At 58.4% G+C, this 12,444-nt stretch carries 11 protein-coding genes; 6 read left to right on the top strand and 5 right to left on the bottom strand.

Going from position 1 to position 12,444, the window contains the following annotated elements; genetic code table 11:
- Window positions 1-31: 31 nt before the first annotated feature.
- Window positions 32-754, top strand: coding sequence for a dihydromonapterin reductase (folM, locus tag M8318_RS22055; protein WP_262664531.1), 723 nt, complete (start codon window positions 32-34; stop codon window positions 752-754).
- Here folM and M8318_RS22050 read toward each other — a convergent pair.
- Window positions 751-1,086 carry a GlpM family protein gene (locus M8318_RS22050; protein ID WP_106993753.1) on the bottom strand — a complete coding sequence of 112 codons (336 nt, stop codon included), beginning with the start codon at window positions 1,084-1,086 and terminating at the stop codon, window positions 751-753. The genes folM and M8318_RS22050 overlap by 4 nt on opposite strands.
- Before the next feature lie 128 nt (window positions 1,087-1,214).
- On the opposite strand from M8318_RS22050, the gene rstA reads away from it, so the two are divergent.
- From rstA to tus, 3 genes are all read left to right on the top strand, one after another.
- A complete protein-coding gene (rstA, locus tag M8318_RS22045) occupies window positions 1,215-1,931 on the top strand; it encodes a two-component system response regulator RstA (protein WP_262664530.1) in 717 nt (238 codons plus the stop codon).
- A gap of 21 nt (window positions 1,932-1,952) precedes the next feature.
- Window positions 1,953-3,251 (top strand): two-component system sensor histidine kinase RstB, encoded by a 1,299-nt coding sequence (rstB, locus tag M8318_RS22040; protein ID WP_262664528.1) that lies wholly within the window; start codon window positions 1,953-1,955, stop codon window positions 3,249-3,251.
- A 73-nt stretch (window positions 3,252-3,324) separates the two neighbouring features.
- Window positions 3,325-4,254: a DNA replication terminus site-binding protein gene (gene tus, locus M8318_RS22035; RefSeq protein ID WP_262664526.1), complete on the top strand. Its 930-nt coding sequence runs from the start codon at window positions 3,325-3,327 to the stop codon at window positions 4,252-4,254.
- Here tus and fumC read toward each other — a convergent pair whose 3' ends face one another.
- A complete protein-coding gene (gene fumC, locus M8318_RS22030) occupies window positions 4,255-5,649 on the bottom strand; it encodes a class II fumarate hydratase (protein WP_262664524.1) in 1,395 nt (464 codons plus the stop codon).
- A gap of 138 nt (window positions 5,650-5,787) precedes the next feature.
- On the bottom strand, window positions 5,788-7,434 hold the full coding sequence (gene fumA, locus M8318_RS22025; RefSeq protein ID WP_106993746.1) for a class I fumarate hydratase FumA: 1,647 nt from the start codon (window positions 7,432-7,434) through the stop codon (window positions 5,788-5,790).
- A 200-nt stretch (window positions 7,435-7,634) separates the two neighbouring features.
- On the opposite strand from fumA, the gene manA reads away from it, so the two are divergent.
- Together manA and M8318_RS22015 are read left to right on the top strand one after the other, a co-directional pair.
- Window positions 7,635-8,807, top strand: coding sequence for a mannose-6-phosphate isomerase (manA, locus tag M8318_RS22020; protein WP_262664521.1), 1,173 nt, complete (start codon window positions 7,635-7,637; stop codon window positions 8,805-8,807).
- 101 nt (window positions 8,808-8,908) lie between these two features.
- The gene (locus tag M8318_RS22015) at window positions 8,909-10,459 is read left to right on the top strand and encodes a YdgA family protein (RefSeq protein ID WP_262664519.1); all 1,551 of its coding nucleotides are present in this window, start codon (window positions 8,909-8,911) and stop codon (window positions 10,457-10,459) included.
- Window positions 10,460-10,498: 39 nt separating this feature from the next.
- Here the strand turns inward: M8318_RS22015 and M8318_RS22010 are convergent, their stop codons facing one another.
- Complete coding sequence (locus M8318_RS22010; RefSeq protein WP_262664517.1) at window positions 10,499-11,353, bottom strand: alpha/beta fold hydrolase; 855 nt, start codon at window positions 11,351-11,353, stop codon at window positions 10,499-10,501.
- Between the two features lie 15 nt (window positions 11,354-11,368).
- Entirely contained in the window at window positions 11,369-12,349 is a 981-nt protein-coding gene (locus tag M8318_RS22005; protein ID WP_262664515.1) for an MBL fold metallo-hydrolase, read from the bottom strand.
- Between the last annotated feature and the right edge of the window lie 95 nt (window positions 12,350-12,444).

The following is a 12,444-nucleotide window of genomic DNA, read 5'->3' as shown; positions in this document are numbered from 1 at the left end:
TTCCCATCGTCGAACGGATAAGGAGAATACGATGGGACACGCAAAGCCGCTCCCGATCCTGATTACTGGCGGAGGCCGTCGCATCGGCCTCGCGCTTGCCCACCACTTTCTGAATCTTCATCAGCCGGTGATCGTCAGCTATCGGACGAAATATCCCGCGATTGCCACCCTGTGCGAGGCGGGCGCGACCTGCATTCAGGCCGATTTTTCCACTGACGACGGAATCCTGGCCTTTGCCGAGCGCGTGAAAGCCGAAACCCCGGCGTTACGCGGTATCATTCATAACGCCAGCGCATGGATGTCGGAAACTCCGGGGACCTCGCTCAGCGAAACCCTCTCCTGCATGCTGCAGATCCACGTTCACGCCCCCTACCTGCTGAACCATGCCCTGCAGGATCTGCTTCGCGGTCATGGCCATGCTGCCAGCGACATCATCCACTTCACCGACTACGTGGTGGAACGTGGCAGCGATAAGCATATTGCCTATGCTGCCAGCAAAGCCGCGCTGGATAACATGACCCGCTCGTTTGCCCGCAAGCTGGCGCCGGAGGTGAAGGTCAACGCTATCGCCCCATCGCTGATCCTGTTTAACGAGCACGACGATGCCGACTATCGCCAGCAGGCGCTGAATAAATCGCTGATGAAGATCGCCCCCGGTGAAAAAGAGGTGATCGACTTAATCGACTACATTCTGACCAGCTGCTATGTGACCGGCCGGTCGTTCGGCGTCGATGGCGGGCGGCCGTTACGCTAGTGAAAACGGCTCCAGCAGAAGATTAACACCCAGGCGCTGAGGCACCAGCAGACCACTGCCCCGCCCAGCGCCAGGGGCAGACGCATCACGCCGATGAAGTACCACAGTGACAGCAGATAGAGGAAGTACGGAATAATTGCCCACATGCCAAAGATAATGGTGGTGCGCAGCGCCTCGATGCCGCGCTCGGAGGCGACAATATAGTGCGCAATCAGGGCAAAAGTCGGGAACAACGGCAGCAACCCGGCGATGTAATAATTTTTCGTTTTTGCCAGTATGCCAATCAGTAAAACCACCAGCGCGCCGATGGCCGCTTTTATCACCAGTCCCATCCCTTTTCCCTTAACAATTGAATAACAATCCCCGGCAGCATAGCGGAACGGCAACTATTTGCGAATGATTAATGTAAGGTTAAGGTTATGCGGTGTATGTTGGTTTTTTTCGCAGACGCAGACTGGCTATGAACAAGATCGTATACGTTGAAGATGAACCCGAAGTCGGCCAGCTGATAGCCGCGTATCTGGCTAAACATGATATGGACGTCATCGTCGAACCGCGCGGGGACCGTGCCGAAGAGGTAGTGGCGAGCGAAAAACCCGATCTGGTGCTGCTGGATATTATGTTACCCGGTAAAGACGGTATGACCCTGTGCCGGGATCTGCGTGCCCGCTGGCAGGGCCCGATTGTGCTGCTGACCTCCCTCGACAGCGACATGAACCATATTTTGTCCCTCGAGATGGGAGCCAACGACTATATTCTGAAAACCACCCCGCCGGCGGTGCTGCTCGCACGCCTGCGCCTGCATCTGCGCCAGCACCTTGCGGCCTCCGGTGATGCCTCCACCCCGCTGTTAACCCCGCATAAAGCCCTGAGATTTGGCACGCTATCCATCGATCCGGTGAATCGTCAGGTGCTGCTGGCCGGTGAGCAGGTGGCGCTGTCGACGGCAGATTTCGATCTGCTGTGGGAGCTGGCGACCCATGCCGGACAGATCATGGACCGGGACGCGCTGCTGAAAAACCTGCGCGGCGTCAGCTACGATGGCATGGACCGCAGCGTGGACGTGGCGATCTCCCGCCTGCGCAAAAAGCTGCTGGATAACGCTACCGAACCCTTCCGGATTAAAACCGTGCGTAACAAAGGCTATCTCTTCGCGCCGCACGCCTGGGATATCTGAACACTTTCGCCGGGTACGTTTATGAAAAAACTTTTTGTGCAGTTTTACCTCCTGCTGTTTGTCTGCTTCCTGGTAATGACCATGCTGGTCGGGCTGGTCTACAAGTTCACCGCCGAGCGCGCGGGCAGGCAGTCGCTGGATGATTTGATGAAAAGCTCGCTCTATCTGATGCGCAGCGAACTGCGTGAGATCCCCCCTCACGACTGGGCGCGCACCATCAAAGAGCTGGATCTGAATCTGTCTTTTAAACTGCGCATCGAACCGCTGAAAAAGTACGACCTGGATGCCCCGACCATGCAGCGTTTGCGTGGCGGTGACATCGTGGCGCTGGACGATCAATACACCTTTATCCAGCGTATCCCGCGCAGCCACTATGTGCTGGCGGTCGGCCCGGTGCCCTATCTCTACTTCCTGCACCAGATGCGCCTGCTGGATATCGCCCTGCTGGCCTTTATCGCCATTTCGCTGGCCTTTCCGGTGTTTATCTGGATGCGCCCCCACTGGCAGGACATGCTGCGCCTCGAGGCCGCCGCCCAGCGTTTTGGCGACGGGCATCTGACCGAGCGGATCCACTTCAACAGCGGGTCCAGCTTTGAGCGCCTCGGCGTGGCCTTTAACCAGATGGCTGACAACATCAACGCCCTGATCGCCAGTAAAAAACAGCTGATCGACGGTATCGCCCACGAGCTGCGTACCCCCCTGGTGCGCCTGCGCTACCGGCTGGAGATGAGTGAAAACCTGACCGCGGCGGAGTCGCAGGCGCTGAACCGTGATATCGGCCAGCTTGAAGCGCTGATCGAAGAACTGCTGACCTATGCCCGCCTCGACCGTCCACAGAACGAATTGAAGCTCACCACCCCGGACCTGCCCGGCTGGCTGCGCAGCTACGTTGAGGACGTGCAGAGCGTCAACCCCCAGCGCAGGCTGCTGATCGACAGCATGAACGGGGACTATGGCGCGCTGGATATGCGTTTGATGGAGCGGGTGCTGGATAACCTGGTCAATAACGCCCTGCGCTACAGCGATAACACCCTGCGGATTTCGCTGCAGCTGAACGGCAGTCGCGCCACGCTGTCGGTGGAAGATGATGGCCCAGGCATCGCGCCAGAGGCTCGCCAGCAGGTGTTTGAGCCCTTTGTCCGTCTCGACCCGAGCCGGGACCGCGCCACCGGTGGCTGCGGCCTCGGGCTGGCGATCGTCCACTCTATTGCCCAGGCGCTGGGGGGCGACGTCAGCTGTGACGCGAGCGATCTCGGCGGAGCCCGGTTCTGCTTTACCTGGCCCGTCTGGCACCACATCGCCCTGCCGATCCCTGACTGACCCAAACCGCACGCTGGCCTGACCCGGCGTGCTGTGCTATATAATGAGTATGTTGTAACTAATGTGGTGTGCTATGGCAACTTACGATCTGCTCGAACGCTTAAACTCAACCTTCCGCCAGATGGAGCATGAGCTGGCGCAACTCACGGACGATCTGCAATCCTGCCGCTTACTGGCGGGCCGCGTCTTTTCCCTGCCTGACGTCGCCAAAGGCGCCGAGCACGATCCGCTCAATGCTATCGCGGTGAAGCAGCACATCGGCAAGGAGGCGCTGGCGATGGCGCTGCAACATTACCGCCACCTGTTTATTCAGCAGCAGTCGGAAACCCGCAGCAGCAAGGCCGCCGTGCGCCTGCCGGGAGTGATCTGCCTGCAGAGCGATGCCGCCCATAGGGCGCAGCTGACGGACCAGATCGCGAGCATTAACGCCCTGAAGGCGGAATTTGAAAAAATCGTCACCGAGGAGTCGGGACTGGCCCCCGCCGCCCGCTTTGAGTGGGTGCATCATCAGCTCCCGGGGTTGATTACTCTCAACGCCTACCGCACCTTAACGGTTATCAACCACCCCGCCACCCTGCGCTTCGGCTGGGCCAATAAGCACATCATCAAAAATTTCACCCGCGATGAAGTGCTGGCGATGCTGGAGAAAAGCCTCAGGTCCCCGCGCGCCGTGGCGCCCTGGTCCCGGGATCAGTGGGTGGAGCGGCTGGAGGCGGAGTACACCGCCATTCATTCCCTACCGGCGGAGGCGCGGCTGAAGATCAAACGGCCGGTGAAGGTGCAACCCATCGCCCGGGTCTGGTATGCCGGACAGCAGAAGCAGGTCCAGTATGCCTGCCCGACGCCGTTGATCGCCCTGTACGACACTGACCAGGGGGCGATGATCCCGGATATTGGTGAACTGCTGAATTACGATGCTGATAACGTTCAGCATCGCTATAAGCCGCAGGCACAGCCGCTGCGCTTAATCATTCCGCGGCTGCACCTGTACGTGGCGGAGTAACTATTTCAGGCTGCCGACCATCTCTTCCGGGCGAACCCAGCTGTCGAACTCGGCCTCGGTGAGATACCCCAGCGCCAGAGCGGCGTCTTTCAGGGTCAGCCCCTCTTTGTGCGCTTTTTTAGCAATTTCCGCCGCCTTGTCGTAGCCGATATGGGTATTGAGCGCCGTCACCAGCATCAGCGACTCATTAAGCAGCTGGCTGATGCGCTCGCGGTTCGGCTCAATGCCCACCGCGCAGTGCTCGTTGAAGCTCTCCATCCCGTCCGCCAGCAGTCGCACAGACTGCAGGAAGTTATGGATCACCATCGGGCGATAGACGTTCAACTCAAAGTTGCCCGAGGCCCCCCCCATGTTCACCGCCACGTCGTTGCCCATCACCTGACAGCAGAGCATGGTCATGGCTTCGCACTGGGTCGGGTTGACCTTGCCCGGCATGATGGAGCTGCCCGGCTCGTTCTCGGGAATGCTGAGCTCGCCGATGCCGCAGCGCGGCCCGGAGGCCAGCCAGCGCACGTCGTTGGCGATCTTCATCAGCGAGGCCGCCAACCCTTTCAGCGCCCCGTGGGCATGGACCAGCGCATCGCAGGTAGCCAGCGCTTCGAACTTGTTCGGCGCGGTGACAAACGGCTGGCCGGTGATGGTCGCCAGCTCTTCCGCCACGCGCACTGCATATTCAGGATGGGTGTTGAGCCCGGTGCCCACCGCGGTACCGCCCAGCGCCAGCTCCGCCAGGTGCGGCAGGCTGTGGTCGATATGGCGCAGGTTGTGCTCGAGCATCGCCACCCAGCCGGAGATCTCCTGGCCGAGGGTCAGGGGCGTGGCATCCTGCAGATGAGTACGGCCAATTTTGACGATATCGGCAAAGGCCTGGGCTTTGTCATCGAGGGTCTGTTTGAGCACCCTCAACTGGGGGATCAGCTGCTCGCGCAGGGCAATCAGCGCCGCCACGTGCATCGCCGTCGGGAAAACGTCGTTGGAACTCTGGCTTTTGTTAACGTCATCGTTGGGGTGGATTTTGCGCTCCATACCGCGCACGCCGCCGAGCAGTTCGCTCCCGCGGTTGGCCAGCACCTCGTTCATGTTCATGTTGCTCTGGGTGCCGGAACCGGTCTGCCAGATGGCGAGCGGGAATTCATCGGGATGCTTGCCGGCAAGCACTTCATCGGCAGCGTTGATAATCGCGGTGGCTTTTTCCGCCGCCAGCAGGCCTAAATCCTGGTTTACTTTGGCGGCAGCACGTTTGGTCAGCGCCAGAGCCTGGATCAGCGAAACCGGCATTTTTTCAGTGGAAATACGGAAATGTTCCAGCGAACGCTGGGTTTGCGCGCCCCAGAGTTTGTCCTGCGGGACGTCGATGGCACCCATCGAATCTTTCTCACTGCGTGAGGTGGTCATTACTTTCTCCTTGATAACACTGAAGTGGATTGCTCACAGCTCAAAGAAACAAGTATTGATGAGAACGGGGAAAGGGTATGGCGCTTTGTGCGCTCTTTTTGTGCCGGGTGGCGTTGCGCCACCCGGCGGGTTTTCAAACTATTTCACACAGGCCGCACACTGGGAAGACTGGATCTGTTTGAAGAAGTCGTTGCCTTTGTCATCCACGAGGATAAACGCCGGGAAATCTTCCACTTCAATTTTCCAGATTGCTTCCATCCCCAGCTCCGGGTACTCCACGCACTCGAGGCTTTTGATGCTGCCCTGGGCCAGTACTGCGGCCGGGCCGCCGATGCTGCCGAGGTAGAAGCCGCCGTGTTTGTGGCAGGCATCGGTCACCTGCTGGCTGCGGTTGCCCTTCGCCAGCATGATCATGCTCCCGCCGTTGGCCTGGAGCTGATCCACGTAGGAGTCCATGCGTCCGGCGGTGGTTGGGCCCAGGGAGCCGGAGGCATAGCCGTCCGGCGTTTTCGCCGGGCCTGCGTAGTAGATCGGGTGATCTTTAACGTACTGCGGCAGCCCTTCGCCATTATCCAGACGCTCCTGCAGCTTAGCGTGCGCGATGTCGCGGCCGACGATGATGGTGCCGTTCAGCGACAGGCGGGTGGAGACCGGGTACTGCGACAGCTGGGCGAGGATCTCGCTCATTGGACGGTTAAGGTCAACGTGGACCGCTTCGCCCTCGCCCGCTTTACGTAATTCTTCCGGAATGTATTTGCCTGGGTTGTTTTCCAGTTTTTCGATCCAGATCCCGTCGCGGTTGATCTTAGCCTTGATGTTGCGGTCTGCGGAACAGGAGACGCCCATCCCCACCGGGCAGGAGGCGCCGTGACGCGGGAGGCGGATCACGCGGATATCATGGGCAAAATATTTGCCGCCAAACTGCGCGCCGAGGCCGAGGTTCTGCGCTTCCACCAGCAGCTCCTGCTCCAGCTGGATGTCGCGGAACGCCTGACCGTGCTCGTTACCTTCGGTCGGCAGGCCGTCGTAGTATTTGGTGGAGGCCAGCTTGACGGTTTTCAGGGTGCTTTCCGCCGAGGTGCCACCGATAACAAACGCGATATGGTACGGCGGGCAGGCCGCGGTGCCGAGGGTGCGCATCTTCTCCACCAGGTAGTTTTTCAGCTTGCCCGGAGAGAGCAACGCCTTGGTTTCCTGATAAAGATAGGTTTTGTTGGCTGAACCGCCGCCTTTGGCGATGCAGAGGAATTTGTATTCGTCGCCGTCGACGCTGTAGATGTCGATCTGCGCCGGCAGGTTGGTGCCGGTATTCACCTCTTTGTACATATCCAGCGCGGCGTTTTGCGAGTAGCGCAGGTTGTCTTCGATGTAGGTGTTATACACGCCGTGCGCCAGAGCCGCTTCGTCGCCACCGCCGGTCCAGACGCGCTGGCCTTTTTTACCGGTGATGATGGCGGTGCCGGTGTCCTGACAGGTCGGCAGAATACCTTTCGCCGCGATATCGGAGTTACGCAGGAACTGCAGGGCGACGTATTTGTCGTTCTCACTGGCCTGCGGGTCGCTGAGGATATCCGCCACCTGCTGCTGATGTGCCGGGCGCAGCATGAAGGAGGCATCGTGGAAGGCGTGTTGCGCCAGTAAGGTCAGCGCCTGCGGGTCAACCTTCAGGATCTCCTGTCCTTCAAACTCAGAGACAGAGACGTGGTCGCGGGTTAACAGGTAATACTCGGTCTGATCCTTTGCCAGCGGGAAAGGATCCTGATAATGGAAGGGTTTATTCGACATTGATCTCTCACTTACGACATTGCTGATTATGGTTCAGGCAGATGTTCCGTTTGCCCTGCTTAAAAGCGAGTTGGCTTATCCTACACAATTTTTTAACAAAAACTGAGACTAGTACGACTTTTTCCGTGCGCAGGTTACTTCCGGACGGTTTATTGCTTTAATACGGGCAGTTAATTCCACATTTGAAACAGGGCTTGATAATGCAAAAACTCATCAACTCAGTGCAGAACTACGCCTGGGGAAGTAAAACTGCGTTAACGGATCTCTACGGTATCGCCAACCCGGACAATCTGCCGATGGCAGAGTTGTGGATGGGCGCGCATCCGAAGAGCAGCTCAAAAATTACCGATGCCCGCGGGGAGCGTTCCCTGCGCGAGGTCATCGACGCGGATAAAGCCACGCTGCTGGGCAGTAAAGTCGCCGATCGTTTTGGCGAACTGCCGTTCCTCTTTAAGGTGCTGTGCGCCGATCAGCCGCTCTCCATTCAGGTTCACCCTAACAAGCAAGCCTCCGAAGCGGGCTTTGCCAAAGAGAATGCGGCGGGTATTCCCCTGGATGCCGCCGAGCGTAACTACAAAGATCCAAACCACAAACCAGAATTGGTGTTTGCCTTAACGCCGTTCCTGGCGATGAACGCCTTCCGCGAATTCTCTGAAATTGTCTCCCTGCTGCAGCCGGTGGCCGGGGCGCACAGCGCCATTGCCCACTTCCTCGAAAAGCCGGATGCCGATCGCCTGAGCCACCTCTTTGCCAGCCTGCTGAACATGCAGGGCGACGAAAAATCCCGCGCGCTGGGGGTCCTAAAAGCGGCGCTGAACAGCCAGCAGGGCGAGCCGTGGCAGACCATCCGCGTGATTTCGGAATTTTACCCGGACGACAGCGGCCTGTTCTCACCGCTGCTGCTGAACGTGGTGAAGCTGGAGCCGGGTGAAGCGATGTTCCTGTTCGCCGAAACCCCGCACGCCTACCTTAAAGGCGTGGCGCTGGAGGTGATGGCCAACTCCGATAACGTGCTGCGTGCGGGCCTGACGCCGAAATACATCGATATTCCTGAGCTGGTGGCTAACGTTAAATTCGTCGCCAAACCGGCGGCTGAACTGCTGACCCAGCCGGTGAAAAATGGCCCGGAGCTGGACTTCCCAATCCCGGTGGAGGATTTTGCCTTCTCGCTGCACGACCTCAGCAGCGCCGACGCTGAGATTGCCCAGCAGAGCGCGGCGATCCTGTTCTGCGTCGAGGGAGAAGCGCTGGTCAGCAAAGGCGATGAGCGTCTGGTGCTGAAGCCGGGCGAGTCGGCGTTTATTGCCGCCAGTGACTCGCCGGTTAGCGTCAGCGGCGTGGGCCGTCTGGCCCGGGTTTTCAACAAGCTATAGTGACCTGCTGAATTTTTTAACATTTATTGCTAAGCTATTGGTAATCTTATGACCTCACCGGGCGGTTTTTACCGCTCGGTTTCATTTTAGGGATAATCACGATGAAGAAATCGGTTATAGCTGCAGGCGTTATTGTTGCATTAGGGGTGGTCTGGACGGGGGCTTCCTGGTATACCGGGAAACAGCTGGAAAGCCGTCTGGCAGAGATGGTGGCGCAGGCCAATAGCGAACTCAAGCGTACCGCACCGGAAGCCGGTCTGGAGTTGAGCTATCAGGATTACCAGCGCGGTCTGTTTAAAAGTCATCTGCAACTGGTGCTTAAACCGGTCGCGGGCACGCAGAACCCATGGCTGCAACCAGGAGAAAGCCTGGTGCTGGACGAAGTGGTTGATCACGGCCCCTTCCCGCTGGCCCAGCTGAAGCATTTTAACCTTATCCCGTCCATGGCCTCGGTAAAATCGACGCTGGTGAACAACGAAGCCTCCAAACCACTGTTCGATCTGGCGAAGAATGAATCCCCGTTCGAGGTCAATACCCGCATCAGCTATGCCGGTGATACCCGCTCCGATATCGACCTGAAAGCGTTGAATTATGAGAGTGCTGACGAAAAAGTGGCGTTCAGCGGCGGCAACTTCCAGTTGGATGCCGATCGTGACGGCAAGACCTTCTCCCTGAAAGGTGAGGCGGCAAGCGGTCTGATCAATGCAGTTAATCAGTACGATCAACGAGTACAGATCACCTTCAACAACCTGAAAACCGACGGTAACAGCCATCTGACCGACTTTGACGAGCGCATTGGCGATCAAAAACTGACCCTTGATAAGCTGGCTATCGCCATTGAAGGCAAAGAGATGGCGGTGCTGGAAGGAACGGATCTGACCGGTAAGGCTGAGCTGTCGAAAGACGGTAAGAGCGTCAACAGCCAGCTGGATTACAGCCTGAAGAGCCTGAAGGTGCAGAACCAGGATCTGGGTGCTGGCAAGCTGACGCTGAAAATCGGCAATATCGACGGCCAGGCGTGGCACCAGTTCAGCCAGCAGTATCGTACCCAGAGCCAGGCGTTGATGGCAGATAAAACGCTGATGGAAAACCCGGCCCTGTATCAGCAGAAAGCGACAGAAGTCTTCTTCAGCAGCCTGCCGATCCTGCTCAAAGGCGAGCCGGTGGTGACCCTGGCGCCGCTGAGCTGGAAAAACAGCAAAGGCGAGACCAACTTCAACCTGTCGCTATTCCTGAAAGATCCGGCCACCGCCACGGCTGAAGCGCAGACCCTGGCTCAGGAAGTGGATCGCAGCGTGAAATCGCTGGAGAGCAAGCTGACCATTCCGATGGACATGGCGACCGAGTTCATGACCCAAATTGCGAAGCTGGAAGGTTATAACGAAGATGACGCCGGCAAGCTGGCCAGCCAGCAGGTGAAAGGCCTGGCGGCGATGGGTCAGATGTTCCGCATCACCACCGTGGAAGATAACGTGATCAGCACCAGCCTGCAGTACAGCAACGGTCAGGTAACTCTGAACGGTCAGAAAATGCCGCTGGAAGAGTTTGTCGGCATGTTTGGCGTTCCGACGCTGAACCTGGGCGTACCGGGCGCACCTGCCACGCCAGCGGTTCCGGCGCCACCAGCCGCACCGGTTGTACCGCAGCAGTAAGCGTATAAAACCCCTCTTCGAGGGGTTTTTTATTGCCGGTCAGCCTTTCCAGCCGGTGAGGAAGTCCATCAGCAGGGCATTCACCTTCTCAGGCTGTTCCTCCTGCGGCAGATGGCAGCACTCTTCAATGCCATACGCCCTGAGATCGTCCGCCACCTCCGCCCAGACGCTCTGCATATCGAACAGTTTCCCCACGGCGTGAAAATCATTGCCCCACAGCGACATCACCGGGCAGGCAATTTTCACCTCCGCATCGGCCAGATCCTGCGCCACATCCTCAGCGTTGGCACGATAGTCCGCCATCGCTCCGCGCACGGCACCGGGCGCCTGATACGCCCGCACGTAGGTATCAAATGCCTCACCATTGATGGTGGCGGGATCGTAGGTCCAGTCCGAGAAGAAATGGCGTAACCAGATATGCTCCCGGCCGGCAATCAGGGCTTCCGGCAGATCGGGCACCAGATGGAACAGGAAGAACCAGTAAGCGCGGGCGATAGAGGCGTTGAGATCCCGCGCCACGATACGCGTCGGCACGTTATCCATCACCACCAGACGGTCCACCAGCTCAGGGTAATCTTTCGCAAAGCGTGTCGCGACGCGCGCGCCGCGGTCGTGCCCCACCAGCACCACTTTCTCCAGACCCAGGGCGCGCATCAGCTCTCGGATATCCCGCGCCATGTTGCGTTTATCGTAGCCGGAGGCGGGTTTGTCGGTCTCTCCGTAGCCGCGCAAATCCGGGGCAATGACCCGGTAGTGTTTTGCCAGGACGGGAATTTGATAGCGCCAGGCGTAGTTGGTTTCCGGAAAACCGTGGAGCAGGATCACCGGGGCGCCTTCTCCCTCTTCTACCACGAACTGACGAATGCCATTAGCCGTTACGGTGTAACTTTTCATGATGTTCTCCTCGTCTTATTTCAGCAGGGGCACATCAGCCGCACGTTGATACGGGCCGTAAATGGCCGGGTTCCAGCTGTATCCCTGCGCACTGGTGGTGATATGTCCGATGCCCGGGAAGGCCAGGTGTGCCGCCGCCATCCACTCGCCGTCTTTCGCCAGGGCGTTGAACTCCTGCCCCCGGGAGGCGGTGGCTTTTTTTGCATCCACATCAAAGCGAATTGACACTTCCGGGTGCGGGAACTGCACGGCCGGGGCGTGGATCAGATCCCCGATAAAGTTGATAGCCTTCCCTTCAGAGGCAAAGCGATACACCGTGCTGCCAGGGGTATGGCCAACTGCGTAGGCGGTCTGAACTTCCGGAATGGGTGAGGCTGGCGGAACGAAGGTTTTCAGATGTCCGGTCGCTTTATAGGCTGCCAGGGCATGCTGCGCGATGGCGAAATACTCCTTCGCATTGGCGGGCGCGCTGGCCTCTTTCGCCGGATCCAGCCAGTAATCGGCTTCACCCTGCGGCACATAAACGGTGGCATTGGGGAACAGCGCCTTACCCGAGGCATCGCTCAGGCCGCAGACGTGGTCCAGATGGAGGTGGGTCAGGAAGATGGTATCCACCTGCTCAGGACGATATCCGGAGGCCTCCATATTAGGGATTAGTTGCCCGGCGGTTTGCGGCACGCAGTGGCCCGCCCCGCTGTCAATCATCACCAGATGTTTCCCGGTATTTACCAGAAAGGCGTTAAAGGAGGTGGGCATGCGTTCGGCATCGATCTTATGTTGCGCCAGCAGATCGCGAATTTTGTCGTCCGCCAGTCCTTTCAACAGCGATGGCGACAGATCGTTATAACCATCGAAAAGCGCCGTCACCTCGTTTTGCCCCACCGCCAGGCGGTAATACCCCGGAACCTGCTGACGCACCTGAGCGGGCGCATCTGCCCATGCAGAGCCCATCAGGAACAGGCTGCTGAGGGCCAGAACCGCTGTCATCTTTTTCATTGTCACTCCGAATTCACTGTTTATCAGGATGTGGAGAGACTATGGCGCTATAACGATAATTAGTGTAGATGTGTAATTTGATAGGCCAGTATAAC

The organism is Leclercia tamurae (genome assembly GCF_025566055.1).
Lineage (GTDB): Bacteria > Pseudomonadota > Gammaproteobacteria > Enterobacterales > Enterobacteriaceae > Enterobacter > Enterobacter tamurae.
This window is presented reverse-complemented; position numbering and strand designations above follow the sequence as displayed.